Source organism: Streptomyces sp. CB02261 (assembly GCF_001905665.1).
Classification (GTDB): domain Bacteria; phylum Actinomycetota; class Actinomycetes; order Streptomycetales; family Streptomycetaceae; genus Streptomyces.
In genome coordinates this window covers 141,769-168,197 of record NZ_LIVX01000012.1, presented here as the reverse complement: position 1 = coordinate 168,197, position 26,429 = coordinate 141,769, and the positions used below count along the sequence as shown (strand labels likewise).

The following is a 26,429-nucleotide window of genomic DNA, read 5'->3' as shown; positions in this document are numbered from 1 at the left end:
GCGGGGTACGGCGGGTGGCGTGGGTTCAGTGGGCGGCCGCCGCGGGGCGGGGCGCCCTGCTGGGTACGGGGAGCCGGGTGCCGATGTCGACGGCGGCGGTGAGCGCCGCCCAGGAGGCGAGCTCGACCAGTTCGCGGTCGCCGGGGTGTGCGGCGCGGAAGTCGGCGAGGTCCGTGTCGGTGATCTGGTGGGGGTTGAGGGCGATCAGCAGGGCGAGCCGCCCGGTGGGCAGGTGGGTCTCGTCGAGCGGGGCGGTCGCCTCGGCGAGCCAGCCGCGGCTGGGGCCGGGCACGGCGCCGTCGTACGAGGCGAGGACGGTATGGAGCAGTTCGCGGACGGCCTCGGGGATCCAGCGCTCGGCGGCATGGTCGACGGAGGCGACGGCCCGGCCAAGGGCCTCGGCGATGGTGGGGGTGGCCTTCGCCCAGTCGAGTCCGGCGGGCAGCGGGGCGGCGGGCAGCAGTCCCAGAGCGGCGCCGGGCGTCACCGGTATGCCGCGGTCGGCCCGCATGGCGCGGGCGACCAGGCGCATCACCGGTCCGCGCCCGGCGGCGGGGGCCGCGTCGGGGACGGGCGAGTCCGGCAGGAAGAGCCGGACCATCCGGTTGAGGTAGTGGAAGGTGACGGCGGTGCCGAGGATCTCGGGGGCGTCGGCCGCGTCGAACGGCGGCTGCTCTTGCTTCTTCCGTGCCGTGGTGGCGTTCGTCGCCCAGAGGGCGAGCGGCCGGTGGGTGTCGGTGCCGGGCAGGGTGGCTCGCTTGGCCTCGTGGACCTCGACGCAGTAGGAGCAGTCGTTGGCCCGCGATACGCCGGCGGCGACGGCTTCCTTGGCGGCCCGGGAGACCCGGCCTTCGGCGAGGAGGGTCTCGCGCAGCAGCAGCCAGGCGGCGGCGAGCGTCTGCGGGGCCGGGGAGTGCAGGGCCAGCGGCGGAGCGACGACGCCGAACTCGCGGCGGGCCTGGGCGTAGACCTCGGCGACGGTGTCGCCGCCTCGGGCGGGCGGGACGGCCGCGATGTGCCGGATCTGCCGGAGCGAGCCCTTCAGCATGAGTCGTACGAGCGGTCGCATCGCCGCCTCCTTCTGCGCGTCCGGGTTGCGTGGTGCAACCCACTGGTCATGAGGTTGGTTTTGTGAAGCAACTCACTGGTCGGCGGAAAGCCGTTCGAGCGGGTCACACGGTGAGCAGGCGCTTCTGCTTCAGCAGCGGCAGCACGCCGTTGCGTCCGCTCTTGTAGCCGGTGGGGGCCGGGGCGCCGTAGGTGACCGCGATTCCCCTGGCCTGGGCGGCGGCCACGATGTGCGGCACCGCGCGCTCGGCGAGGGCGGCGATGGTCATCGCCGGATTGACGGTCAGGGCGCCGGGGACGGCGGAGCCGTCGGTGACGAAGATGCCGGAGTGGCCGCGCAGTTCATTGGTGTCGTCGAGGGCCGAGGTGGCCGGGTCGTCGCCCATCCGGCAGGAGGCCAGCGGGTGGACGGTGTAGGCACCGACCAGGTCGTTGGTCCACGGCATCACCTTGGCGAGGCCGTCCTTCTCCAGGATCTCCTTCACGTCGGCGTCGGCCTGGTTCCAACCGTTCCAGGTGTTCTTGGTCGGCTTGTAGGAGAGGTTGCCGCGGCCGAGCATCTGCTGCGAGATGCGCATCGAGTTGCCCGGTGGCGGGCGGCGGGCCGAAGACTCCCTCGTTGTCGTCCTCCGTCATGCAGAAGATGGTCAGCCAGGACTTCCAGTTCTTGAGGATCTCCTTCTTCTCCTTGCCGAACCACGTCGGCCCGGAGGCGTCCGGTACCTGGGCCAGGATGGTGCCGAGGCCCGGCGGGAAGTAGAGCTGCTCCAGGGAGTAGCGGGAGTACTCGGGCAGCGAGCCGTCGAGCTTGTCCCAGCTGGCCACGGTCGGGCCCTTGCCGATCGCGTTGGCGCCGTACGGGAGGTTGCCGTCGCCGCGGGTCAGGCCGAGGATCTCGGCGGCCTTGTCCTCGTTGATGATGGCTGTGTTGAGGCGCTCGCCGTTGCCGGAGAAGTAGCGGCCGACCGCGTGCGGCATGGCGCCGAGGTGGGTCTCGCTGCGCTGCAGGATGACCGGGGTGGCACCGGCGCCTGCCGCCATCACGACGATCTTGGCCTCGATGACGCCGGAGCCGGTCTGCAACCGGTAGTCCTCGTCGTCGACGATGTTGTAGTGGACCCGGTAGTCGCCCTCGGGGGTTCGCGTCAGGTGCTGCACCTCGTGCAGCGGGCGGATCTCGGCGCCGTGGGCGAGCGCGGCCGGGAGGTAGTTGACGGTGAGGGACTGCTTCGCCTCGAAGCGGCAGCCGGCCATCATGAAGTTGCAGTTGACGCACTTGGAGTTGTCGATCGCGGCGGCGAGCGGGTTGGCGGTGCGCCCGGCGTGGTCGCAGGCCGCGGCCCACAGGCCGCCTGCGTAGGAGGCGTCCTCCCAGCCCTGCTTGCTGACCGAGAGGGACTCCTCGATCCGGTCGTACCACGGGTCGAGGGTGTCCCGGCTGACCGCTTCGGGCCACATCCGGCGGCCGATGCTGCCGTGCCGGTCGAAGATGAACCTCGGTGCCCGCGGCATGGCCGCGAAGTACACCACACTGCCGCCGCCGACACAGTTGCCGCCGAGCACGCTCATGCCGTCGCCGACGACGAAGTCGAAGATCCGGGTGTAGGAGGAGCCGAGCTTGTAGTCGTGCTCGAACTCGTCGTTCTTCAGCCAGGGACCGCGCTCGAGGACGGTGACCTTGGCACCGCCGGCGGCCAGGTGGTAAGCGGCGATCGCCCCGCCGAAACCGCTTCCGATGACCAGGACGTCGGTCTTCTCGATCGTGCTGCTCATGCTGGGCTCCCGGAGAGGGTGGTTTCGGGGTGGAGGTCGGCGAGCCGCCGGCCGTAGCCGGCTTCCTGGAAGCGCCACAGTCCGTCGGCGTCCGGGGCGGTGATGCCCATGGCAGTGAGGCCCGGGTGACCGGCGGCGAGTGCGTCGTCGGTGTGCACGTGGGCGGCGGAGTCGAAGGCCATGTTGCAGAAGAGGGACAGCAGCACCCAGAAGTCCTTCTCCGGGTGGCCGATGGCGGTGAGCTCGACGATCAGGGCGACCCGGTCGTCGTAGCCGAGGGCCACAAAGGCCGGGACGTCGGTGTCGAGGGTCAGACCGGTCTTGGCCGCGTAGACCACGGCGTGCTCGTTGACGAGCTTGGCCAGGTCCTCCAGGCCGTCGTGGATGCCGGTGGCGTCCCAGCGCAGGAGGTCGAGCGCGCCACTGGTGACGGCGCCGCCGCCGGTGCTGACACCGGCTATCGCCCGGTCATCGGGCCAGCGCTTCTCGCCCGGGACGATGGTGTCGGCGTAGGCCTCGAGGGTCAGGGTGGCTTCTTCCCCGATGTCGACCCTCCGCTCGGGGATTCTCCGTGCTCTGTGCAACTCGTGCTCCCGTGGGTTGGGGTTCCTGGTTGGCGTGAGAAGAAAGCTAGAAGCATTGAGTCTTTTCAAACAACCAACCAGATCCGCGTTCGCCCGAACGCCAGTCTTTTGATGCAACTAACCGGAGTCGCATCGTCTCCGCACGGGCCCGTAGAAAAAAAGAGGTCGTTCGCTATGCTCATCGCAAATGCACAGTTCTCCGCGGTGGTCCGGGCCATTTCCATGGAGTTTTGGGGGACGGCCGGACACACCTCGATCTCGCCGGAGGGGAAGGGGAGAGGTGGACCGCGACGAAAGAACTCTGACGCTGCCGGCCCGCTTCACCCACCGGCTGCCGATTGAGGCTTTGCTGCCCGCCGACTCGCCCCGCCTGAACGGCCTGGACGAGGAGCACGTGCGACGCCTGGTCGGCGTCTACTCCTCGCTGCCGCCGGTCCTCGTGCATCGGAGCACGCTGCGCGTGGTCGACGGCATGCACCGGGTCGCGGCCGCCGTGCACCAGGGGCTCACCTCGGTGGAGGTGCAGTACTTCGACGGCGCTGATGAAGAGGCATTTCTTCGCTCGGTGACCGCCAACGTCACCCACGGTCTCCCCCTCTCCGTGGCGGACCGCAAGGCGGCGGCCGAGCGCATCCTGCGCTCCCGGCCCGACCTGTCGGACCGGTCCGTCGCCTCCTGTACCGGCCTCGACGCCAAGACGGTCGCCGCGATCCGTCCCCGTTCGACCGCGGACAATCCGCACTCGAACATCCGGATCGGTGCCGATGGCCGCGCCCACCCGCTGGACCGCACGGCCGAGCGGCTGCGCGCCGCCGAGCTCATGACTCGCCACCCCGATTTGCCGCTGCGGGCCATCGTCAAAGAGACCGGGCTCTCCCTCGGCACCGCGCACGACGTGCGCCGACGGCTGCTGCGCGGTGAGGCCCCGGTACCCGAGGGCCGTCGGACGGCGGCCGCCCGCCGCGCCGCTGCGGTACTCGCTGCGTCCACCGCACCCGCCGCCTCCGAGCTGCCCGCCCAACGGCCCCCCGCCGGCCACTCATCCGCACCCGCGCGGCCCGCCGCCGCGACCTCCCTCGCCCAGGCGGCCGGCACCGGCAGCTCCCGCGGCTCGATGGAACTGCTGCGGCGACTCGCCGGCGACCCGTCGCTGCGGCACTCGGAGTCCGGACGGCACTTCCTGCGCTGGCTGCACACCCACGTCATGGTCGACGAGGCCTGGCGGCGGCAGGCCGCCGCCGTGCCCCCGCACTGCGCGGACACCGTCGCGGAGCTGGCCCTCCAGTGCTCCCACGTGTGGAAGAGGTTCGCCGAGGACCTCGCCCGGCGGCGGTTGACCGACGCCACCCCCGATCCGTCACGGCACGCGGCTTCCGCCTCTCGGCAGGGAGCATGATTCAACGACAGGGAGAAACGGTGACCACGCCCGCCATCGAAGCCGCTGTCCTTCGGGTGATCGATGAAATGCATGCGAATCTCGGCCAGGAACTCACGATCGACGACATGGCACGCACCGCCATGTTCAGCAAGTTCCATTTCACCCGGGTTTTCCGGGACGTGACGGGTACGTCTCCCGGGCGTTTTCTCTCCGCCCTGCGGCTCCAGGAGGCGAAGCGCCTCCTGCTCGAAACCAAATTCAGCGTCGCCGACATCAGCAGCCAGGTCGGATACAGCAGCGTCGGCACCTTCAGTTCCCGTTTCAAAGCCTGTGTCGGTGTCTCGCCGAGCATGTTCCGGGAATTGGATGGTTTCACCCCGGAGATCGGGGCCGCCGTGGCCGAGGTCCCGACCATGCACGGCGCGCTGCGCGGGCGGGTGCATCTGCCGGAGGACCGGGAGCCCGGCCAGTGCTTCGTGGGCCTCTTCCCCACCCCCGTCCCGCAGGGACAGCCGGTGCGCTGCGTCGTCCTGGACGGGCCCGGCTCCTTCGAACTGCGCGACGTGCCGGTCGGCACCTGGTACGTGCTTGTGCACTCCGTTCCGTACGGCCTCGAGCATCTGCCGTCCGGTGCCGGCGACGCGGACGTCGTCTCGGTCGGCAGCTACGGCCCGGTGACCGCGGACGAGGAGACCCTGCTGATGCCCGCCGAGATCACGCTGCGCCCGCTGCACGCACTCGACCCGCCGATTCTGATGGCCCTGCTGGACCTGCGCACCGACGCGCTCGACCGCATCGCGGGCTGACCCGGCCCGCGCCCCGCTCCCGGCGTACGCGAAGAGGGCCGGCCACGAAGAATCGTGGCCGGCCCTCTCGTCGTGTCCCGGGGCGGGTGGGTGCGTTCAGTCCACCGGGCGGACCGTCATCGGCAGTCCTCCGCGCATCCGGAGCGACATCATCGGCTCCGCAATGCCCTTGTGCCCCGGCACCACGGCCAGGTCGAGGTCCCGGGTGACGAGCGCGGTGACGAACACCGCCTCCATCATCCCGAGGTTGCTGCCGACGCAGAACCGCGGTCCCGCGCCGAATGGGATGTACGCGTACCGCGGCCGGTTCGCCACCCGCGACGGGTCGAAGCGGCCCGGGTCGAAGCGCTCCGGGTCGTCCCACAGGTCCGGGTGTCGGTGCATCGTGTACGGGCAGACCAACACGTCGGCCCCGGCCGACACGGCGAACCCGCCGACCTCGTCGGCCGCCTGGGCGATCCGGGGCAGAATCCACACCGGCGGGTACAGCCGCATGGCCTCCTGCACCACCTGCGTCGTGTACGACAGCTTGTGCAGGTCCTCGGCGTCCGGCAGCCGGCCACCCGCGAGCACCGCCCTGGCCTCCTCGCGCACCAGGTCCCGCACGTGCGGGTGGCGGGCGAGTAGCAGCAGCGTCCAGCCAAGCGTGCTCGCCGTCGTCTCATGCCCGGCGAGCAGCAGCGTGACCAGCTCCTCCTGGAGCAGCCTGCGCCCGATGGCCGGGTCCGGGTGGGCCCGGGCGGCGAGGATCATCCGGGCGAACGCGTCGTCCGCGCCGTCGTCCTCACTCATCCGGGCGCCCCGGTCGGCGACCAGCTCGTCGACGGTCCGGGTCAGCTCCCGGCGGGCGGCGCGGAACCGGCGCTGGGTGCCGAACGGCACCCAGGTCGGCACCAGGCCCTGCGTGACCATGTCGAACATCGCCTGGTCCTGCACCGCCTCGAAGGCGTGCGCGATGCCGCCGTGCCCCTCCAGGGAGGTGTCCATCAGTGTCCGGCCGAGCACCCCGAGGGTGAGCCCGGTGACCTCATGGAGGACGTCGACCGGGGTGTCCCCGGCGCGGCGGCGCAGCAGCTCCACGAGCCGTCCGGACTCCTCGGCCACCGCGCCGGCCTGAGCGGCGACCCGCCCCGGCTTGAACGCGGGCTGCACGGTGCGCCGCTGCTTGCGCCACAGCTCGCCCTCGCTGGTGAGCAGCCCGTCACCGAGCACCTTGCGGGACTCCACCAGGCCGATGCCCTTGTGGTAGTTGGCCGCGTTGTCGGCGAGGACGTGCTTGGCGTAGTCGGGCCGGTTGAAGATGTAAAGCTTCTTCGGGCCCATGTTCACGCGCACGGCGTCGGCCAGCTCGGCCGCCTCCCGCATCATGCCGAGCCGGTCGACCGCCAGCCTGCGCAGCAGCCCGGGCAGCGCCCAGACCGGTGGGCCGGGCGGGTGGACGCTCATCGGTGGCCCCCCGGCTGCTGCGGCACGACCTGCCGGAAGCGGCCGCCGTGGAACACCAGCGGCTCGCGGCCGGGCAGTTCGTCCAGGGCGAGCACCCGGCCGACGTGGATGGTGTGGTCGCCGCCGTCGTATGCGCGCCACCGGGCGCACTCGAAATGGGCCGCCGCCCCCGCGATCACGGGGGCGGCGGTGGCCTGGCCCGGCAGCCAGTCGACGGTGTCGAACTGCGCCGCGCCGAGCGGCCGGGAGCGGTCGGCGAAGTGCCGGGCCACGTCCTCCTGACCGGCGCCGAGCACCGAGACCGCGAAGGTCTCGGCCTCGGCGAGGACCCGGTTCATGACGGCGTCGTTGCCCACGCACAACAGCACGAGGGCCGGGTCCAGCGACACCGACGTGAAGGAATTGGCGGTCATGCCGCGCGGGGCCGCGCCGCCGACCGTCACGACGGTGACACCCGTCGCGAAGGACCCGAGGGCCCGCCGCAGCCGCGCGGGGTCGCCGGTGACGGCGTCCCGCGGCGGCGCGACGGTCAGGGTGCTCATGCGGTCCGCCCGGCCAGCGCCCGGCCCTGGTTGCTGTACGGCTCCAGGGCACGGGCGAGGCTGTCCGGGATGCGCGACGGCACCGTGTTGGTGTTCGGGCCGCGCATGCACGCGATCCGCTGGCGGCCGCGGGCGATGAGTACCTCGGCCCCACCGGTCACCTTGACGTAGTCGAAGGTGAACTCCAGCTGGGTCTGGCCCAGCTCGGACAGGCGCATCCGGATGGACAGCTCGTCGAAGGCGGTGATCTCCGCGAAGAACTCGCAGTCCACCTTCAGCGTGAACAGCTTGAGGTCGTCCTGGACCTCGGCCAGCACGTCCGGTGCCTTCTGCTGCAGGAACAGCTCCCGGCAGCGGCCCTGCCAGCGCAGGTAGTTCACGTAGTACACGTTGCCGACGAGGTTGGTCTCCTCGAAGCCGACCATGTGCCGGTACTCGAAGTAGTCGTCCGCCATGATCTAGGACCGCCCTTCGGCGAGAGGTGTCTCGTGGGTGAGGAAGGCGAAGACGGCGGGCTCCAGGGCGTCGCGCAGCGCGGTGACGAAGGTCGCGATCCGCAGGTCCCCGGCGGCGAACACCACCCAGGCGTCCTTGCGGCGCGGCAGCACCGTCAGCGGGGCGCCCGCCATGATGCCGGCCTTGCGCAGACATTCCACGGCCCCCCACACGCGGGTGGCAGCAGTGTCCGGCGCCTCGCCGGTCTCCTTGGCGACCAGTTCGGCGACCGGCGCGTGGTCCCCGAGCAGCCCGCGCCACTCGTGCGCCGAGCGCATGCTGACCGCCTCGATGTCGCAGGCGACCTCGGTGTCGGAGACGGCGCTGAGGGTGACCCCCAGGCCGTGCGCCGCCGATATCGACATGTGCCGGCCGGGCTCCAGTTCGGGCCGCCCGTCCGGACGGTGCCGGACCGCGACCGGGCCGCCGAGGGCCCGTGCGGCGGCGTCGGCGGTGAAGCCGCGCCGCTGGGCGACGGAACCGGCCGGGGCGTCCCCGTGCGGCTCGACGGCGACCGCGACGCGGCTGCCGACGACGTCCTCGAGGGAGCGCTCCAGGTACGGGCCGAGCAGCGGCGCGACCCACGGGCCCGACCCGTCGGTCTTGCGCACCGCGTGCAGGGTCAGCCCCTCCCAGCGCTCGACGACGTTGCCGTCGGCGTCGCGCACGGCGATGTCGTACACATAGGTGTCGCCGTCCCGGCTGCGCTCGACCGCGGTGTAGCGCAGCTGGTCGGGGACATGCGAGCCGGAGCTGAGGGTGTGGATTCGCTCCACGCCCGAGGGCAGCAGCGTGGCGTCCGGGACGCACACCTGGTTGCCGTGCATGAGCGCGTCGCGCATGCCCGGATCGGCGAGCAGCAGTTCGCCCGGCAGGAAGGCGGCGAACCAGCCCTCGGGCTGCTGCTGGACGGCGACCTCGGCGTCCACGTGCCGCGCGGCGGCCCGGTGGAAGCGGCGCAGCCGCTGGAAGCGGGCGCCCTGGAACAGCACCCCGCCGTACAGGTCGACGGCCGGGTCCAGCGGGACGACCGGGGTGTCCTCGGGTACCTGGAGCGGCGGACCGTCCGGCGCCGGGGTCCCGCCGAAGATCAGCCGGGCCCGGAAGTGCTCGGCGACGAAGCCGGTGTCCTCGGCGTGGATGGCCACGTCGACGGTGTCGGTGTCGGTGACGGTCGCCGCGATCCGGATGCGGGTGCTGCCGTTCGGCGGCACCACGATCGGGCGCAGGAACTTGGCGCCCTCGATGACCGGGGCGGTGCCGGTGCGGCCGGTGACGGCGGATGCGACCTGGGTCATCGCCTCCATGCCGATGACGGCGGGCAGCAGCAGGTTGCCGTCGAGCAGGTGGTCGGCCAGGTACGGGTCGGTGCCCGCGTTCAGCTCGACCTCGGTGACCAGTTCGACTCCGTGGTAGTGCACCAGCGGGTCGCCGGTGAAGCGCAGCATCGGCAGCGGGGGCAGGTCGCGCCGTACGGTGTCGATGCCTTCGGTGCGGCCGCTGATGACCGTGACGACGGGGGCGTCCGGATCCTCGATCAGCCGCAGCAGGATCGCCACGCCCTGGTCGGGGGAGACCGGCACGATGCCCTCGCGGGAGAGCGACTCGACGACGGAGAGCTTCTCGCCCATGCCGACGCCTGACCACACCGACCACTCCATGCAGCGGGCGCGGATGTTCGGGTGGGTGCGGGCCACGTCCTCGGTGAGGTCGGCCAGCCACTCGTTGGCGGTGGCGTAGTGCGCCTCGCCGCGCAGTCCGGCCCGGCCGATGATGCTGCCGAAGCTGACGAGCAGCTTGAGCCGCTCGGGGCCGACCGCGTCGAGGACCGTGCGCAGTCCGTCGACCTTGGGGCCGAAGGTGCGGTCGAAGTCCTGGCCGGTGAGCCCGGTCAGCGCGCCCGGCTGGTTGAGTCCGGCGCCGTGCAGCAGGCCGGTGATCGGGCCGAGCGCCTCGGTCAGTTCGGCGACGGCGGCCGTGACCTGCTCGGTGACGGTGACGTCGGCGCGGGCGTAGTGCACCCGCACGCCGCTGCCGCGCATCCGGTCGAGGTTCTCGGCGAGTTCGGTGTCCTGGGCCGGGTCGGACCGGCCGAGGACGGCGAGCGCGGCGCCGGTCTTCTGGGCCACGGCGAGGGCGCACTCGGCGGAGATGCCCTTGCCGCCGCCCGTCACGAGCATCACGTCGGTGTCGTCGAGCGGGACGTCGGTGCGCTCCGGCTTCACAGGCAGCGCCCTCAGCGTCGGCACCCGGCGCACCCCGGCCTGGTCGTAGTGGACCTCGGCGAACCGGGTGGTCGCCGCCACCTCGGCCACGACCCGCTCCACGACGTCCTCGGTCTGCGGGGTGTGGACGACGGTGGTGCGCAGGTGCGGGGCCTCCAGGTGCAGCGTCTTGGCCAGACCGGCCGCGCCGCGGCCGTCCTGGACGAGGACGAAGCGGCGGGCCCGGTCACCGGCGAGCGCGCTCTTGGCGGCGGCCAGGACCTCCTCGACCTCCTTGCGGGGGCAGCCCTTGGCGAGGACGGCGAGCACGCCGGAGCCGAGTCCGGCGGCGGCCAGCGCCGACCGGAGCCGCTCGGCGTAGGGGTGGCCCGCGGAGCCGAACAGCTCCCAGGCGCCGTCGGTGCCGTCGGTGACGCCGTACGGCCGGGTGACCTCGTCGAGGTCGACGGCGAACGGCCGGGCCCAGGGGGCCGCGCCCGCGACGACGGGCGTCTCGGACTCCGGGGCGGCGCCGCCGGTGCTGACCAGGGTGTCCAGTGCCTCGGCCAGTTCGGCCAGGGTGGCGGTGGCGAAGTTGGTCGGCACCTGGGCGGCGGCGATCCCGAGGCGGGACGCCGCCTGGTTGACGATCTGGCCGACGGTGATGGAGCTCATGTGCAGGTCGTCGAGGAGCCGGCTGTCCGGGTCGACGAGGTCGGCGGGCAGCTCGGCGCGTTCGGCGACGAGGGCGCGCAGCACTTCGAGCGCGTCGACGCCGTCGGCGGCGCCCTCCGCGGCGGGCTCCGCCGCGGTGGCCGGGGCCGCGTCGGCGGTGTCCTGGGCGGCAATGGCGGTCTTCGGCGACGTCTTGGCGGCCCGCTCGGCGCGCTGCGGGCGCTCGGTCTCCGGGAGGTCGCGCGGGGCTTGCTCGCAGGGGTTGGCGAAGAAGGAGAACTCCTGGCCGACCTCCAGGGGCCGGATCAGCCGGTCCTGGAACAGCCGGTCCAGGTCGACCGGCGCGCCCGCGACGTACGCGGCACCGGCCACCTGCAGCAGGCTGCGCAGGGACTCGTCGTCGGTGTTGAGCGCGACGGCCGGGACGCCGGTGGCGGCGCGGGCCAGCGAGCTGAGCACCCGGCCGGGTCCGACCTCGACGAACAGGTCGATGCCTCGGGCGGCTTCGCTGACCGCCTGGGTGAAGCGGACCGGGCCGGTGATCTGCTCGGCGAGCAGGGTGGCCAGGTCGGTGGCGGGGGTCAGTTCCTCGCCGGTGACGGTGGAGACGACGCGGCCGGCGACGGTGCCGACGGGGGCATCCGCCAGCCAGCTGCCGAAGGACGCGGCGGAGGCGGCGACCAGCGGCGAGTGGAAGGCGTGCGAGACGTTGAGGCGGGTGCAGGGGATCTCGGACCGTTCGGCTCGGCGCTGCACCTCCTCGATCTCGTCGACCGGTCCCGCGACCACCGTCTGCTCGGGGCCGTTGTATCCGGCGACGACGACGGACAGGCCCTCGATGAGCTGCTCGGCGCGCTCGGGCTTCACGCTCAGCGAGGCCATGGTGCCGGAGGAGCTGTGCTCGGCCATCGCCTTGCCGCGCACCCGCGCCGCCTCGAGGAGGGTGTCCTCGTCGAGGGCGCCCGACCAGTGCAGGGCGGAGAGTTCGCCGAGGCTGTGGCCGACGGCGACGGAGGCCTCCAGGCGCAGCGCGTCGAGTACCCGCAGGCCCGCGGCGGAGCCGGTGGCGATGCGTGGCTGGGCCACGTCGGTGGCGACCATGTCGCCGGTGGTGGGCAGCGCGGCCCGGTCGAAGACCTCGGCGGCCTCCGGGAAGCGCCGTCGCAGCGCGCCGCCGCCGGTGCCGTGGCCGGAGCCCTGTCCGGGGAAGAGGAAGCCGATCCGGGCGGGCCCGGAGGCTCGGCCGAGGAAGCCGCGGCCGTCGGCGGCGGTATACGCCGTCTCGCCGGACTCCAGCAGGTCGGCCAGGTGGGTCAGACGGCGCTCGGCGTCCTCGGGGGAGGTGACGACGACGGCCGCGCGGTGCGCGAGGCCGCGCAGTTCGCGCTGCAGGGTGGCGGCGAGGTCGGCGACCTGGCCGTAGGAGACCTGCGCGGCGAAGGCGGCGACCTCGTTGAGGCGGGCGCGCAGTGCCTTGGGCGACTCTCCGTCGACGACGAGCAGTTCGGCGTCCTGGAGGGCGTGCGCCAGGGCGGCGGAACGGCGGCTCGGGGCCGTACGGCGTCGTCCGGCGGGTTCGTCGAGGACGACGTGGGTGTTGATGCCGCCGAAGCCCATGGCGGTGACACCGGCGCGCCGGGGCGCGTCCTCGGGCCAGGCCTCGGCCTTGCGCAGCGCCTTGAGGTTGGCCTTCTCGTCGCCGAGCAGCTCGTGCGGGTCGGTGGTGCCGATCGCGGGTGGCAGGGTCTGGTGGTTGACGGCCATGGCCGCCTTGATCAGACCGGCGACGCCGGCGGCGGCCTTGGTGTGGCCGATCATGCCCTTGATGGAGGTGATGGCCGCGAGGGGGGCGTCGGGGTCGGCGGCCCGGCGGGCGCCCATGAGGGCGGTGAGCTCGGTGGCGTCGCCGACGGCGGTGCCGGTGCCGTGGCCCTCGAAGAGCCGGACGGTCTCGATGCCGAAGCCGGCCTTCTCGTAGGCGCGGCGCAGGGCCAGCTGGTAGCCGCTGACCTCCGGGCGGGTGATGCCGCCCTGGCCGTCGGAGGAGACGCCCCAGCCCGCGATGGTCGCGTAGATGCGGTGGCCGGCCGCGAGGGCGTCCTCCTCGCGCATCAGCACGATCATGCCGCAGCCCTCGCCGGGCCAGAAGCCGTTGGAGCCTCGGTCGTAGAGCTTCATCTCGCCCTTGGCGAGGGCGCCGGTCTTGGCGAAGCCGATGATCTCGAAGGGGTCGATGGACAGGTCGACGCCGCCCGCGACGGCGACGTCGAGGTCGCCGTTGATGAGGGCGGTGCTCGCGGTGGTGACCGAGAGCAGCGAGGAGGAGCAGGCGCCGTCGACGGTGTAGCCGCCGCCGTTCAGGTCGAAGTGGTTGCAGATCCGTCCGGCGATGGTGTTGGCGAGGCCGCCTGCGAGGGTGTCCTCGTCGATCGCCGGGAACGGCTCCTTGTACGCGAGCTCGACGTCGTCGAGGAACTCGGCGATGCGCTCGTCGTCCCAGATGTCCTGTTCCTTGAGGGCGGAGGCCATCACCCGGCGGACGTAGGGCCAGCGCAGCCGCATTACGTTGGCGCGGGAGAACTCGCCGGTGAGGGTGTTGCCGACGACGACGCCGGTGCGCTCGCGGGGCAGGCCCTCGCCGCCGGCGAATCCGGCGTCGGCGAGCGCGCGGGCCGCGGTGTCCAGGGCCAGCCAGTGGGTGAGGTCGGTCGAACGGAAGGTGCTGCCCGCGATCTTGTGGGCGATCCGGTCGAACTCGTAGCCCTCGATGACCGCGGCGTTGCGGGCGTAGAAGGTGTCGGGGGTGGTTGGGTCGGCGTCCCAGTAGTCGTCCAGGTTCATCCGGACGCTGGGCAGCCGGCGGAACGCGCGCCGTCCGGCGACGGCGTTGTCCCACAGTTCATGGGGGTTGGCGGCGTCGGGATAGCGGCAGGCCATGCCGACGATGGCGATCCTGGTCATGCGGTCACCGGTATCTTCTCGGTCTCGGTCTCGGCGGTCGCGGGGGCCGGGCAGGCGCAGGCACCCGCGGGGCACGCGCAGCCGGCCGCGTCGGCGACGGGCGCCTCGGCCTGGGCGGCACCCGCCTGGGCCTGGGCGGCGTCGGCCTGAGCGACGGAGTGGGTCACGGCGGCGAGCGCGAGGGCCTCCTCGGCGCGCCTCTTGGACACGACGTCGGCGGTCCACAGGAAGGCACCGCGGATGGCGCAGACCAGGGCGGTGGCGAAGAAGATGCCGTAGGCGACGCTCATCGCGGTGAGCACGCCGTACAGGGCGGCGGTGCCGCCGCCGAAGGCGATCTGACCCCACTTGGACGACGGCGTCGTGCCCGGGTCCGTGATCATGTAGTTGGTGAAGAGGACGAACGCCACACCGGACATCATCGCGAGGCCCGCGGGGATGGAGGTGTCGAACAGCAGGCCGCGGATGACCGCCTGCAGGGCGAATCCGCCGACCCAGGCCAGGATCAGCCACATGCGCTCGGTCAGCTTGGCGTTGAGCATCGTGCCGAGGGTGATGATGATCGCCGGGACGAGCCAGTCGAAGCCGCCGTCGAGGTACTCGGTGAAGTGGTACGGCGGGGCGATCGAGGCCCACGGGAAGAGCAGCAGGATGACGGCGATGCCGAAGTTCGACGGGTTCATGAAGTGCCGCAGGCGGCCCTTCACCGGGGCGCGCAGCACCCACTTGGTGCCGACGGCGACGATGACGCCGAACACCATGACCCAGACCAGGTCGTTGACATAGGTGAGCATGTTCACCGCGAGCGAGGTGATGTGGGCCGGGAGGAGGAACTCCATGAAGCCCTTGGCCCCACCGCCGGTGAAGCGCGGCGCGCGGCCCTCGGCGCGGGCACCGAGGATCTCCAGCAGGATCTCGGTGGTGTAACCGGTCGCCAGGGCGATGAAAGGCCAGGTCCAGGGCTGCTCGAAACCGAGGACGGTGTAGCCGAAGATGTTGAGGACGGAGATGGAGATCGCGAAGCGGCGGAGCGCGGTCACGACCTTCGGGTTGTGCCGTGGGGCGGCGGCGGTCTTCGTTGCGGACATCGTCACTTCTCCTTGACCTCGGTGCCCAGCTCGAGGCTGTGCCAGCCCGGCGTGAGCTTCAGCTTCTGCTCGTGGATCTGGCCGGCCCGGTCGCGCCAGGTGACCATGGCGGGCACGGGGCCCCGGACGTCCTTGCCCAGACCGAGGTGGACGTCGGTGCTGCGCTTGCCGGAGTGGCCGCCGCCGCCGTCGAGGCGGGTGATGCGCTTGGTGCCGTCGGGCAGTTCGACGCAGACCTCGGCGCCGACCACGGGAGCGCCGTCCGGGTGGGTGAGGTTCAGGCCGAGGTACGCGCCGGGGTTCTTGGCGGCGTTGTGCAGGAAGATCGGCTCGCCCCACTGGCGGGCGACGGCCAGGTCGAGTCGGCCGTCGCCGTCGACGTCGCCGGTGGCGAGGCCGCGGGTCGGGATGGGCTCGCCTATGCCGAGGGCGATGGAGAGGTTGTGGTATTCGCCGGTCTCGGCGTCCTTGGCGAAGAAGCGCATGCGCTGGCTGCCGGCGAGGTCGTCACCGTGCTTGACGTTCGGCCACCAGACGGGGTTGGCGACGAGGGCGTCGTTGGCCGTGGCCAGCTCCTGGAGCTGCGGCCAGCGGTTGTTCTTGCCCTTGACGAAGCCGAGCGCCTGGGTGATCTCGAGGTCGCCGTTGTTGTCGAAGTCGCCCGTCTTGACGTCCCAGCCCCAGCCGGACCAGGCCAGCTTCAGGTCGGTCGAGCGGTCCTTGAACGGCGCCTCGCCCTCCTTCAGCCGGGCCTGGACCTCGGAGCGGGAGTCGGCGGTGTCGATGAACGCGAAGTTCGACTCCTGGATGCCGAAGGAGGTCGTGATGTTGCTGACGAACATGTCGTACAGGCCGTCGTTGTTCAGGTCGCCGAAGTCGACGCCCATGCCCTTGAAGGAGCTGCGGCCCAGCTCCTTCGACTTCGGCACGGTGCCGTTGTGTACGGCCTTGACCTCGGAGAACTTGATGTTCCCGGGGGTTGAGGTGTTGTAGAGCAACGCGGAGGTGCCGAAGTCGTGGGCGAGGAAAAGCTCGGGCAGCCGGTCGCCGTCGAGGTCGGCGGCGGACGCGCCGAGCGACCAGCCCTTGTTCAGGTTCTGCGGGAGGGCGGCGTCGACCTTCTCGTAGCCGTCCTTCGTCCACCGGAAGATGTGGGCGCCGCCGCCGTTCTGGGCGTGCGACAGCGACTCGTTCATGGTGACGTCGCCGTCCTTGGACGGGTCGAGGACCGGGCTGTCGGGGAAGTAGTTGCCGATCAGGATGTCGTTGTGGCCGTCGCCGTCGAAGTCGGCGACGGCGGCCGCGTTGGAGTTCCACAGCGGGCCGGTGTAGGTGGCGCCGGACTTGCCGGGCAGCAGCTCGGTGGGTGTGAAGGAGGCGGCGGTGAGCGGCTTCCCCTTCTCCCCCTTGTTCACGAAGATGACCGGGGTGCGGCCCCAGTAGTAGACGAGGAGGTCCGTGCGGCCGTCCTCGTTGTAGTCGCCGGGCATGCAGCCCATCGGCGCCATCGTCTTGCTGGTGCCGAGCGGCGCCGGGTTCAGCGCGAACGGCGCGTACTTGTCCTTGCGGGTCGGTGCCGGGGTGACGACCGCTTGGTCGATCCGCACGTCGTTCACGCAGAGGTCGTTGTCGAGGCCGTCGCCGTCAAGGTCGTTGATGGCGATACCGGCGCCGACCGAGGAGATCCACGCTTCGATGTGCTGGTACGCCTTGTTGACCTTACGGACCTCCTGCTTGTCGAATCCCGCAGGCATCGCGATCGACATGGGCTCGAATGCGAAATTCTTCGCCAGTTTGTCGATCTCGGCGGCGGAGGAGTCAGGCAGCCGGACGCCGTAGAACGTGCCCACCATGACGGCGAGAGCGACGATCCCCGGTGAATTCCTGCGGAGCCAGTTCTTTGTGACCGTCACTGGTCGACACCTTTCGAGATGAGCGAGTCAGAAGCAAGTTCCGCGGCGATGTCCCGCCGCCATTTCTCGTAGGCCGGGGAAGCGCCCCCGACGGTCGCGGCGGGCCGGGTGTCCCGGCACACCTGTGAGGCCCGTTCGGCGGTCGTGCCGCACACGACACGGGCCGCGAGGTGGGTGTGGTCGATGATCGTGCCGGCCTTGACGCGGGCCTCGGTGGCGAAGGCGGATCCCTGGGCGAGCGCCCAGCGGTGCTCGCCGGCGCCCTCCACGAAGCGGGCGAGTTCGTCCTCGGTGACGCCGCCCGCGTAGGAGCAGGCGAGCCCGGCACCTGCGTACAGGTCGCTGTGGCGGCGCTCGTCGTAGGACCGGATCAGCTCGGTGACGACGTCGGGATCGGTGCCGCCGACGAACCACAGTGCCCGGCCGATGCCCTGGTCGATGGCGTTCAGGGTGTAGTGGTTGTGCCCGCCGTTCCAGCGGAAGGGGTGCTGGATCTCCGGGGTCCGCACGTACGAGGCGGTCTTGAAGTACGTCTGGTGGAAGCCGTATCCGTCGAGCGCGAGCCAGCGCAGCAGCGGGTCGGTGGTGCGGATGTCGGGCCACAGTGGCTTCGGCAGCCGGGCCATCGCCCAGCCGACGCCGACGTAGATCATGTAGTCGTGGTGGCGGCCCGCGCCGGCCAGCAGACCGGCGAGCCGGCCGCCGTGCCCGGGCAGCGAGTCGTAGACCGCCGCGCCCATGCCGGCGCCCTCGTAGGCGAAGCCGCGCATGTCCCGCGGGACAGTCTCCAGGAGTTCCTCCGCCTCGGCGGGCGAAGCGGCCTCCACCGCGTACGCGTAGCCCTGGAGAAAGACCTCGCCGATGTACTCGAGCCTGGCCTTTGCTTCCGCGTTCTTCACATGAAAGCCACGGACTTCCATGGTCGTCTCGGAAACAGCCGGCGTGAGCAATCGGCGTCGGAATGCACCAAACACACTGGACACGGCAGTAGACCGCCCCTCTCGAATCCCACTCGAATCCCTGAATTTCCCCCAGCGAATCGAATCTAGCCAGCGGGCCCGGAGGGGCGTCTACTTCAGATGTGCTCAAACAACGAGGGCACCGAGTTGCGTCCGCACATTCCGTCGCCAGACCTCGTAGGCGGGTCCCGTGCCCTGCTCGGGGTCGTTGGCCGCGCAGTCGTCGGCGAGCCGGGCGACCGCCTCGACGGTGCGCCCGGTGAACGCGGCGACGGCCGCCTCGCTGTGCTCGGGGACGAACCCGGCGTGATGGCGGGCCTTGGCGGCGAACACCGAGCCCTGCGCCAGGTGGTCGGCGTGCTCGCCGGCTTCCGCGCGCAGCGCGGCCAGGTCCGAGGGCGTGCTGCCGCCCGCGAAGGTGGCGGCAAGGCCGATCCCGCTCCACAGGTCGGCCCTGCGGTCACCGGCGAACGCCCGTACGGCGGCGGAGACGTTGACGACGTGCCCGCCGTGGATGAACCACAGCGCGCGGCCGACGCCCTGGTCGAAGGCGCGCTGCCAGTAGGAGGCGTCGCCGTCCCAGTCGTAGGGGGCGTCCAGACGCTGTCCGCCGACCCAGGTGTCGGTGTCGAAGTAGGCCCGGTCGAAGCCGTAGCCGTCGACGCACAGCCAGCTCATCGCCGGGTAGAGGTCGGGCTCGGTCAGGGTGGGGACGAGCTTCTTCCACAGCGGCCTGGGCAGCTTGGCCATGGCGAAGCCGATGCCGATGTAGTTCAGGAAGATGTGCGGCCGGCCGCCGCCGCGGATCAGGTCGGCGGCGCGGTGCCCGCCGGGGCCCATGGTGTCGCGGATGGCGCAGGCCATGGTGGCACCCTCGTAGGCGAAGCCCTGGTTGAGCGGGGCGATGAGCGCGAGCCTGCGCTCGGTGGTGGCCGGGTCCTTGTCCTCGATGCCCCACTCGAAGCCGGTCACCACGGCCTGCGGCACGGCTTCCAGCTGCCTGGTGAGCGGGGTGGGTTCGACCGTGAAGCCACGCCCGGCGAAGCTCACGTCGTCCAGGGACGGGGCCATCAACAGCCTGCGCAGCGCTCCCAGTGCGGGCACGGACGCCTCCTCGTATGCGCCGCTTTCGGTCTGGGCGGCGGGGCTGTCATCGTGGGTGCGCCGGATAACCGGCGGCATCTTCCGCGTTGCTCTCCCGCCCCGGTGTTCAGCGGATGCGGCGCACGTCCACTTCCTCGTCGTGCACGGCGCGCCCACAGGAGCCGCAGCGCAGTTCGACGTGGACGACGCCGTCGCAGCCGATGTGGTCGGCGCGCCGCGGCGGGCCCAGTTCCTGCGGCAGGTTGCGGTCGCCCCACTGCATGAGGGCGATCACGGCCCGGGTCAGGTCGCGTCCGACCGGGGTGAGCCGGTACTCGTAGCGCACCGGCTTGTCCTGGTAGGGCACCCGCTCCATGATCTCCTGGTCCACCAGCCGGGCCAGCCGGCTGGAGAGCACGTTGCGCGCGATGTCGAGGTGCGCGAGGAACCCGTCGAAGCGGGAGGTGCCGAGCAACGCGGAGCGGATGATCAGCAGGGTCCAGCGCTCGCCGATCACCTCCAGTGACCGGGCGAGGTTGCAGTCCTGTCCCTCGTACGTGTGCTTCAGCATGCGCTCACTCTAGGGCGAGGCGGGTTGCGTGAAGGAACCCGAGTTGGCGAAGTCGTCCCAGGTTCCTCGGATCACGCGGCCACCAGCATCCGCTCGCCGCCGCCGGTCGGCGGGTGCGTGCGCTGCAGGCTGCTGTAGCCGTACGTGGCGGAGACCAGTGTCATGTGGTGGTGCCAGCCCGGGAAGGAGCGGCCCTCGAAGTCGAGCAGTCCGAAGTCCTCGCTCATCTCCCGTACCGACTCCTCCGCGTGTGCGAGGGTCCTGGTCAGCGCGAGCACCGACTCCATGCGGGCGTGGGTGAGGCTGGTCAGCCACAGCTGGACCGGGCGGCGACCGTTGTCGGGCCGGACCGCGAACAGCCGGTAGGTGCGGTGGATCCGCTCCCCGCCCGGGCCGGTCTGCGGCAGCCGCACGAAGCTGGACATGACGGTGATGTGACGGCCGTTGTCCTCCCAGGGGACGACCTTGTCCATCCGGGTCAGCATGCCGGCGTCGAACTCGAACAGGTTGCGCGCCGCGAGCACCGGGCCCTGGCCGCCGCCTCTCTGCTGCGAACGCTGCAGCCGCAGGTGGCGGCCGACGGCGACCTGGAGCGTGTCCGGGACGGCGACGACGAAGTCACGTCCGCGCAGAGCCAGTCCGTGCACCAGGGCGGTCGCGCTGGTGGCGCCGAGCGCGTCCAGGTCGGCGACGACCGGCAGCGGAGCGGTCCTGCTGACGTCCCAGAGGGTGTCGACGAGGTCGAGGGCGTGCTGCTCGACGGTGCTCGGGCCGACCTCGGCGGGGATCCGGGTGCGCTCGCGTCGCTCGGGGTCCTTCGCCCAGGAGCCGGGCAGCAGCAGACGCCAGTCGACGGGCTGCGCACGGTCGTAGGAGGAGAGGAACATCCCGACGCCGACCTGGCAGGTCACCGAGCGGCCGGTGGAGGCGAGGAACCTGCGGTGCACCCCGCAGGAGTGCTCTCCGCGTTTGCGCAGTACGGCCTGGCTGAGTACCCAGGCGCGCGGGGCCATCTGCTGCTCGGCCCAACGGGTGAGCTCTGCGCGGACCGGCATCCAGTCCCAGGGGCTGGCGTTGACGAACTGGTGCAGCGACTGGGAGGCGGCCGGCGAGGCCGAGACCGCCGCGGCGAGATTGCGTACCGACTTCTTGCCCGGGGTGGTGAGCAGACCCTGCATGTAGGTCTGGGCCCAGCGGCGCTGGTCAGCCCTCGGCAGGCACTCGAAGATTCTCTCGGCGAACACCGGCACCGACGTGTGATGCGTCGTCAGAGCGTACGCGGTCATGGCTCGTTCCCTCCCCTGCTCTCGGCCTGCGGCTGCCGACCACGCTAAAATCATAGCGAACGCCCTCTTTTTTTTGTGACTCAGGAGAGTTGCCGCATGCACTTCGGCAAGTCGGTGCCTTGGCGGCCTCGCGGACTGGTCGCCCACACCGCTGTGACCTGCGAAAACCCAAGACAGCTTGGGCAACTCGGCCTTGTCCGCCGCAACAGAAGGAGGCAAGTCTTGGACAGGAAGGTGGTCATGAGTCCCCCACGAGACAGCCCTCTTCGGGAGATGGTGTGGTGAAACAGGAGAGGGCCGTGCGTACGCGCCAGGCCCTGATCAAGGCGGCGGCGCAGGAATTCGACCGCAACGGGTACGAGGGCACCTCGCTGTCAACGATCAGCAAGGCCGCCGGCCTGTCGATAGGCGCCGTGACATTCCACTTCCCGACGAAGGTCCATCTGGCCGACGCCGTGCAGGAAGAGGGCAGGTCGGTAACGGTGGCGACGCTCGAACGTCTGACGGCCGAGCCGATGACGCCGTTGCGGATGGTGATCGACCTGACGCTGGAACTGACCCGGCTGATGGAACAGGAGCCCGCGGTGCGTTCCGCGATCCGGCTGAGCCGGGAGCGGCCGAGCACGGTGTCCTGGTCGGATGCCTGGCTGCCGACAGTACGCAACCTGCTCGACCGGGCATACGAAAGCGGTCAACTTCATACGGACGCGCTGCCCGCGGACGTCACGACGCTGGTGGAGCATCTGACCAGTGGCGCCGAGGCGTACCTGCGCAGCCGGATGGGTTCTGATCCCGCGTTCGAAAGCGCGGTCGCCCAGCTGAAGCGGGTGTGGCGACTGGCGCTCGCGGGCGTCTCCGCCGAGGGGTCGACCGTTCCGCGGCAGGCAGGCGCCTCGGAGAACCCGGCTCAGACGGGTTGAACACTATGAGGGCCGGGCGACCGTGATCATCAGGCCGCCCGGCCCTTGAGCAGGTCCCGGTACCACTGTGCCGACGAGGCCAGCCGGTCCAGCGGACCAGGACCGGCGGGGCAGTCGGCGGCGCGCCAGATCTCTCGGCTGTCGAACCAGAAGTCCTCCGCGAACAGTGAGAACTGTCGCGAGCTCAAGCGGGTCCCCGAGGCGCCCAGTTGCTTCAGACAGTCGGCCAGCGGCAGCGGCTGCTTCGGCGCGGCCACGATTCCCTCAAGGGCCAGCGCATCGACGAGCGCGGCGAGGGTCACCGGCTCGGGATGGCCCGCGTGCCAGATCCGGCCGCCGGGCAGCGCACCGGTCAGTCCGGCGTGCGCGATCAGCCGGGCCAGGTCCTCGACCTCGATGAGGGATATCCTCGCCCGTCCCCCGTCCCACAGGGCCGGCACGGAGCGGAGGAGTTCGGCGAGTGCGGGCACGACCCACCGGTCGCCCGTCCCGAGCACGAGGCCGGGCCGCAGCACGTCCGCCCCGGCCGCGAGCGCATGGGCCTCCGCCGCGAGCCGGGTCCGGCTCGCGGCGGACACCGGAGCGGGCACAACCTCGTCGACGGCGATCCCCGCATACGGCCCGAGGCCGTAGACCGCGGCCGTCGACAGGTGCACCAACCGGTCCACCCCGGCGCGGATGGCCTCCGCCATCAGGGTCTCGGTTCCCCGCACGTTGACAGCGGCGCACGACTCCTCCTCGGCGGCGACGAGCGCGGCCAGGTGCAGCAGTACGTCCGCCCCGTCGCAGACCCCCGTCAGCGTGCACGGATCCGCGAGGTCGGCGTCGATCCACTCGTCGGCGTGGGACAGGCCGGCAGGCGGCCGCCGTCCCACCGCCCGGACGACGATGGCGTCACCCCGCTCCTCACGCAGCCGGCGCAGCTCCCGTAAAACGGCCGATCCTATGAACCCGGTGGCCCCCGTCACCACCACGCGGTCGGCTCTCACGCTGCGAACTTCTGTACGTCTTGGGGGAACCGGAGCTCGGCGATGGCCTGCGGAGTGGCGATCGCCGGCAGCAGGTAGCGCCACATCGAGGCAAGTCGCGAGGGGAGGTCGGCGCGTCCGGAGGCGACGTTCGAAAACACCTGGATGCCGCTGTAGGCACCGACCAGAACGTTGGCGAACTCCCGCTCGTCGACGCCCGGCAGCAGCTCACCGTTCTCGCGCGCCGCACACAGCAGTCCGTAGAACTGTTCGACCCACTCCTGATAGGCCGTGTCGTCCCGCATGCCGAAGTCGCCCTGTTCGACGGCGAGTCGGACGCTGGCCCGGAAGACCACGTTGGTCTGCAGCTCGCGGGCGAGGAAGAAGTTGAGGTCGATGAGGAGCTGCAGCCCGTCGTGACCGGTCGGCGGGAAGTGTACGAACTCCTGCTGGTGCGCCAGCACCGCCTGCGCCAAGCCCAGCTTCGACTTGAAGTGGAAGTACATCCCACCCTGCGTCACCTGGGCGCGCTCCATGATCTTGCTGATGCTGGCGCCGCTGTAGCCGTAGGTGTCGAAGACCTCCGCGGCGGCATGCAGAATCGCCTCCCTCGTCTTGACGGCCCGGTCTTGCTTCGGCTCGTCCATCGGAATCGACCTGCCTCTCTCGACAAAAAAAACGAACGCCCTTATTTTACAAGTCGGCTCCGGCAACCGAAAGTCCAACACGGAGCCTCCACATACGCACGCCCTAGGGGAGAGGCATGCTCATCACATCGGAACGTCCTGCCGTGGCACGCCCCGTGCTGACCACGACGGTCGCCAAGGAGTACGTGCACCGCGCAGCTCTGTCGGAGGTGTTCCTGACGGGGTGGAACAAGGTTGGCCACGACACCTTCACGGTCAGCGCCCAGTGGCCCCGCGGCCACAGCTTCTACACATCCGAGCACGGCATGCACGACCCGCTCTTGTTGTGCGAGACGGTGCGGCAGACGTTCCCGCTGCTGACGCACGTCGCGTACGACGTCCCCTTCGGCTACCAGCTCAGCTGGTCCCGACTGCAGTTCGCGATCAACCCGCAGGCCCTGCACGTCGAGCGCACCCCGGCCGACCTGGAGATACACGCGGTGGTCTCGGACATCCGCTACCACAAGCAGCTCCCGACCATGATGACCATGCACCTGGAGGTCGTCCGCAACGACTCCCTGGTCGCCATGGTCAGCACCCGGTTCGGCTGTCACTCCCCCGCCGTCTACCAGCGGATGCGCGCCGGACGCAGCGACATCGCGGAGATTTTCGCGGCCGCCCCCCAGCCACCGGAGCCCGTCTCGCGCAGCAGCGTGGGCCGGCTGCGCCAGCAGGACATCGTCCTGTCGCCCACCGAGGAACGCCGCCGCTGGCAGCTCCGGGTTGACACCAGCCACCCGGTTCTCTTCGACCACGCCGTCGACCATGTGCCGGGAATGGTCCTCTTGGAGGCGGTCCGCCAGGCGGCCCACGCGACACAGCCGGTGGGGAGAGCCGCGATACCCACCTCGATGGACATCTCGTTCAACCGCTACGTCGAGTTCGACGAGCCGTGCTGGATCGAGGCGGAACCGGTCGACAGCACCGAGGCTTCCCCCGGGCGCCGTTCGATCCGCGTCAACGCCCTCCAGGGCGGCTCATTCGCGTTCCACGCGACGACCGAGGTCACGGACATCACCGCGCTCTGATCACCCGGGACTTCCCTGCGCGAAGAAAGGATCAAGAAGGGGACATAACAGGAGATGTGATAACAAGCCCTGCCTCAGTGAGCCACCACTGAGGAACGGGAGTCGTCACAACACCGCCCGCCGAGCTGCCAACTCGACGGGCGAAGCCCCGTCTCTGGGAGCCACCCCAGAAACGTGCACGAGCAGGTTCTGCCAGGAACCAACAAGCCGCCGCACAGCGGCTCCTTTGACGAGTCCTCCGCGAGGAAAGAGACCAGCCCCAACCACGCGAAGCATCCCTCTCCTCATCGCCCGACAAGGAGAGAGCCCCCTCAAGTGATGCCGAGGAGTCCCTTCATGATGAACCAAAACGCTGTGATTCTCCAGCCCCCTGCAGACCTTTCTGCGGGGAATCACGCCTTTGCTGGTCATATCTCCCCCATCGATTCCAGCCACGTTCAGCCGGGAATTGCTCTTGTCATCCCCGATCCTCTCCTCCGCGGACGCGTGAAGGTGCCGATGAGGCTCATCGAGTCCGCGTACTACTCCGACGCCGCCGTGACCGTCTACATGAAGATCAAGGCGCTCGGCATGCGCAATGAGGCATGCACCGCAGGCCTCGCCACCCTCGCCTCATACCTCGGTCTCTCCATTTCAACCGTGCAGCGCGGCCTCGCAGAACTGCGCTCCCCGGCACCCGACGGCGTCATCGAACTGCCTGACAGCCGTCGCCGAACCCTCCGCGGCGGCACCGGCACCACCGCACGCCGCAAGGTCCGCGCGATGTGGCCCAACGAGCGGTTCATCTGGCTGCCCGTCGTCGCCTCCGAGCAGCTGCGGCCCCGTCTGCTGCGCGCCTACGCCGTCATCTCGTTCGCCGTCGTGCAGAACATGCCCCTGACCGAACGCGAACTCGCCGGCTACCTGCGGCACCATTCCGGCCCCAAGGCCGGCCAGCCGATCACCACCGAGGCGGCCGGGCGCATCATCGACGAACTGGCCGAATCCAGCTGGATCACCGTCGACCGACGGGCCGGAGCACGGGGGCGCCACCTCTTCAGCATCCTTGTTGAGGAGACCACGCCATCCTCTGCTCTTGATGACCTATCCGGTCCCGATCTTCATGACCGATCCCTCGCGTATGAGGAAGACCTAAGGATTGACCGACTTGAGAACGAGCCGACGCCTTGGTCATCCGCCGTAGGCGAACCACCGGTGGAAGAGCCCGCACCTGGGCCCGTCGAAACACCGCGCCCCGTAGCGGACTCGCGTGATCACGCGCTGCGCGCGGACGGCCAGACCCCCAGCCCCTCCCCCATCCGCAACAGCGGCGGCAAGCCTCCGTACCGAGGCCCACAGCTGACGTTCAGCCCACGGCTGCACACCGTCCTGGAGCCGGTCCGCTTCCTCCTCGCCGGGGTCGGCACCTACGTGCAGCGGCGCATCGGCCAGGAGATCTCCCGGCAGCTCGACCACGGAACCGAGATCCCCCGTCTGCAGGCCCGGCTCAACCACCGCCTGGCCCGGACCCTCCTTTCAGACATCCGGGACCCCGGCCGCTGGCTGCTGGGCGTCGCGCTCCCCCGCTGGGGCTGCGCCGACCCGGACTGCGAGGCGGGCGTGCTCTGGTCGACGGGCGTCGAGTGCCGGGCCTGTCGTGAGGTGATCGCCGAGCGCGCGGCCCATCGCCGGTGCACCCCGCCGCCCACCACACTGTCCTCCCCCACCAGGCCGGCTGCTGGGGCCCGGCTACGCGTCGTGGAGTGCTGCCCGGAGTGCGAACGGCCCCACCACCGCGGCAACTCGGGGCTGTGCGCGGAATGCCGGCCCCGCCCCGCGCTCATCACTCCGGTCCCCGGGCCCCCGGCGGAGATCGGCATCGGCTGCCGGGGCCGCGAGGGAACCTGCGGACGCCCGGCACCCCGCGGTATGTGCTGGCGCTGCCGCGCCGAGGAGAGAGCCCACCTGCCCAAGGATGCCGACGCGCGCGTACCGGCGGGCACGTCATGAGCCCCG

General features: G+C 70.8%; 19 protein-coding genes and 1 pseudogene. 5 read left to right on the top strand and 15 right to left on the bottom strand.

Annotated elements, in window-relative coordinates:
- Nucleotides 1-25 precede the first annotated feature (25 nt).
- The 3 genes and pseudogenes from AMK29_RS31670 to AMK29_RS31660 all read right to left on the bottom strand — a co-directional run bounded on the left by AMK29_RS31670 (nt 26) and on the right by AMK29_RS31660 (nt 3,425).
- Nucleotides 26-1,069, bottom strand: coding sequence for a carboxymuconolactone decarboxylase family protein (locus tag AMK29_RS31670; RefSeq protein ID WP_073819483.1), 1,044 nt, complete (start codon nt 1,067-1,069; stop codon nt 26-28).
- 103 nt (nt 1,070-1,172) lie between these two features.
- Nucleotides 1,173-2,841 (bottom strand): annotated as a pseudogene (locus AMK29_RS31665) (FAD-dependent oxidoreductase).
- Nucleotides 2,838-3,425, bottom strand: coding sequence for a DUF5987 family protein (locus AMK29_RS31660; protein ID WP_079197207.1), 588 nt, complete (start codon nt 3,423-3,425; stop codon nt 2,838-2,840). Before AMK29_RS31660 ends, AMK29_RS31665 begins: the two are co-directional and overlap by 4 nt.
- A gap of 307 nt (nt 3,426-3,732) precedes the next feature.
- Between AMK29_RS31660 and AMK29_RS31655 the strand changes: the two genes are divergently transcribed.
- Both AMK29_RS31655 and AMK29_RS31650 read left to right on the top strand, forming a co-directional pair.
- Entirely contained in the window at nt 3,733-4,821 is a 1,089-nt protein-coding gene (locus AMK29_RS31655; RefSeq protein ID WP_073819595.1) for a ParB/RepB/Spo0J family partition protein, read from the top strand.
- A 20-nt stretch (nt 4,822-4,841) separates the two neighbouring features.
- Nucleotides 4,842-5,609 carry a helix-turn-helix domain-containing protein gene (locus AMK29_RS31650; protein WP_073819482.1) on the top strand — a complete coding sequence of 256 codons (768 nt, stop codon included), beginning with the start codon at nt 4,842-4,844 and terminating at the stop codon, nt 5,607-5,609.
- Between the two features lie 96 nt (nt 5,610-5,705).
- Here AMK29_RS31650 and AMK29_RS31645 read toward each other — a convergent pair whose 3' ends face one another.
- The 10 genes from AMK29_RS31645 to AMK29_RS31600 form a co-directional block, all read right to left on the bottom strand.
- A complete protein-coding gene (locus tag AMK29_RS31645) occupies nt 5,706-7,055 on the bottom strand; it encodes a cytochrome P450 (protein WP_073819481.1) in 1,350 nt (449 codons plus the stop codon).
- A complete protein-coding gene (locus AMK29_RS31640) occupies nt 7,052-7,597 on the bottom strand; it encodes a flavin reductase family protein (RefSeq protein WP_073819480.1) in 546 nt (181 codons plus the stop codon). Before AMK29_RS31640 ends, AMK29_RS31645 begins: the two co-directional genes overlap by 4 nt.
- Nucleotides 7,594-8,052, bottom strand: coding sequence for an acyl-CoA thioesterase (locus tag AMK29_RS31635; RefSeq protein WP_073819479.1), 459 nt, complete (start codon nt 8,050-8,052; stop codon nt 7,594-7,596). The genes AMK29_RS31640 and AMK29_RS31635 overlap by 4 nt, the downstream gene beginning before the upstream one ends.
- A 3-nt stretch (nt 8,053-8,055) precedes the next feature.
- Nucleotides 8,056-13,932 (bottom strand): type I polyketide synthase, encoded by a 5,877-nt coding sequence (locus tag AMK29_RS31630; protein WP_073819478.1) that lies wholly within the window; start codon nt 13,930-13,932, stop codon nt 8,056-8,058.
- Nucleotides 13,929-15,020 carry an enediyne biosynthesis protein gene (locus AMK29_RS31625; protein WP_073819477.1) on the bottom strand — a complete coding sequence of 364 codons (1,092 nt, stop codon included), beginning with the start codon at nt 15,018-15,020 and terminating at the stop codon, nt 13,929-13,931. The genes AMK29_RS31630 and AMK29_RS31625 overlap by 4 nt, the downstream gene beginning before the upstream one ends.
- A 2-nt stretch (nt 15,021-15,022) precedes the next feature.
- Nucleotides 15,023-16,873: a CRTAC1 family protein gene (locus AMK29_RS31620; protein WP_073819476.1), complete on the bottom strand. Its 1,851-nt coding sequence runs from the start codon at nt 16,871-16,873 to the stop codon at nt 15,023-15,025.
- Nucleotides 16,874-16,929: 56 nt separating this feature from the next.
- Nucleotides 16,930-17,916 (bottom strand): DUF1702 family protein, encoded by a 987-nt coding sequence (locus tag AMK29_RS31615; RefSeq protein WP_073819475.1) that lies wholly within the window; start codon nt 17,914-17,916, stop codon nt 16,930-16,932.
- Nucleotides 17,917-18,018: 102 nt separating this feature from the next.
- On the bottom strand, nt 18,019-18,996 hold the full coding sequence (locus AMK29_RS31610) for a DUF1702 family protein (protein ID WP_073819474.1): 978 nt from the start codon (nt 18,994-18,996) through the stop codon (nt 18,019-18,021).
- A gap of 106 nt (nt 18,997-19,102) precedes the next feature.
- Complete coding sequence (locus AMK29_RS31605) at nt 19,103-19,546, bottom strand: winged helix-turn-helix transcriptional regulator (RefSeq protein WP_073819473.1); 444 nt, start codon at nt 19,544-19,546, stop codon at nt 19,103-19,105.
- Nucleotides 19,547-19,617: 71 nt separating this feature from the next.
- Nucleotides 19,618-20,832, bottom strand: coding sequence for an IS701 family transposase (locus AMK29_RS31600; protein WP_073819472.1), 1,215 nt, complete (start codon nt 20,830-20,832; stop codon nt 19,618-19,620).
- 299 nt (nt 20,833-21,131) lie between these two features.
- Here AMK29_RS31600 and AMK29_RS31595 point away from each other — a divergent pair, with 299 nt between their 5' ends.
- Nucleotides 21,132-21,752, top strand: coding sequence for a TetR/AcrR family transcriptional regulator (locus AMK29_RS31595; RefSeq protein WP_198942369.1), 621 nt, complete (start codon nt 21,132-21,134; stop codon nt 21,750-21,752).
- 29 nt (nt 21,753-21,781) lie between these two features.
- Here AMK29_RS31595 and AMK29_RS31590 read toward each other — a convergent pair whose 3' ends face one another.
- Together AMK29_RS31590 and AMK29_RS31585 are read right to left on the bottom strand one after the other, a co-directional pair.
- Entirely contained in the window at nt 21,782-22,741 is a 960-nt protein-coding gene (locus AMK29_RS31590) for an NAD-dependent epimerase/dehydratase family protein (protein WP_073819471.1), read from the bottom strand.
- Nucleotides 22,738-23,367, bottom strand: a complete 630-nt coding sequence (locus AMK29_RS31585) for a ScbR family autoregulator-binding transcription factor (protein ID WP_073819470.1) — start codon at nt 23,365-23,367, stop codon at nt 22,738-22,740. The genes AMK29_RS31590 and AMK29_RS31585 overlap by 4 nt, the downstream gene beginning before the upstream one ends.
- A 143-nt stretch (nt 23,368-23,510) precedes the next feature.
- Here AMK29_RS31585 and AMK29_RS31580 point away from each other — a divergent pair, with 143 nt between their 5' ends.
- Complete coding sequence (locus AMK29_RS31580; protein ID WP_241845777.1) at nt 23,511-24,434, top strand: ScbA/BarX family gamma-butyrolactone biosynthesis protein; 924 nt, start codon at nt 23,511-23,513, stop codon at nt 24,432-24,434.
- Between the two features lie 336 nt (nt 24,435-24,770).
- Nucleotides 24,771-26,423 (top strand): hypothetical protein, encoded by a 1,653-nt coding sequence (locus AMK29_RS31575; RefSeq protein ID WP_241845776.1) that lies wholly within the window; start codon nt 24,771-24,773, stop codon nt 26,421-26,423.
- The last annotated feature ends 6 nt before the right edge of the window (nt 26,424-26,429 follow it).

Excerpts from the sequence above, each read along its gene's own strand:
- AMK29_RS31600 (WP_073819472.1), bottom strand. The coding sequence starts at position 20,832 with ATGACCGCGTACGCTCTGACGACGCATCACACGTCGGTGCCGGTGTTC.
- AMK29_RS31585 (WP_073819470.1), bottom strand. The coding sequence starts at position 23,367 with ATGGACGAGCCGAAGCAAGACCGGGCCGTCAAGACGAGGGAGGCGATT.
- AMK29_RS31575 (WP_241845776.1), top strand. The coding sequence starts at position 24,771 with ATGATGAACCAAAACGCTGTGATTCTCCAGCCCCCTGCAGACCTTTCT.
- AMK29_RS31640 (WP_073819480.1), bottom strand. The coding sequence starts at position 7,597 with ATGAGCACCCTGACCGTCGCGCCGCCGCGGGACGCCGTCACCGGCGAC.
- AMK29_RS31605 (WP_073819473.1), bottom strand. The coding sequence starts at position 19,546 with ATGCTGAAGCACACGTACGAGGGACAGGACTGCAACCTCGCCCGGTCA.
- AMK29_RS31630 (WP_073819478.1), bottom strand. The coding sequence starts at position 13,932 with ATGACCAGGATCGCCATCGTCGGCATGGCCTGCCGCTATCCCGACGCC.
- AMK29_RS31625 (WP_073819477.1), bottom strand. The coding sequence starts at position 15,020 with ATGTCCGCAACGAAGACCGCCGCCGCCCCACGGCACAACCCGAAGGTC.
- AMK29_RS31635 (WP_073819479.1), bottom strand. The coding sequence starts at position 8,052 with ATGGCGGACGACTACTTCGAGTACCGGCACATGGTCGGCTTCGAGGAG.
- AMK29_RS31645 (WP_073819481.1), bottom strand. The coding sequence starts at position 7,055 with ATGAGCGTCCACCCGCCCGGCCCACCGGTCTGGGCGCTGCCCGGGCTG.
- AMK29_RS31670 (WP_073819483.1), bottom strand. The coding sequence starts at position 1,069 with ATGCGACCGCTCGTACGACTCATGCTGAAGGGCTCGCTCCGGCAGATC.
- AMK29_RS31620 (WP_073819476.1), bottom strand. The coding sequence starts at position 16,873 with ATGGTGGGCACGTTCTACGGCGTCCGGCTGCCTGACTCCTCCGCCGCC.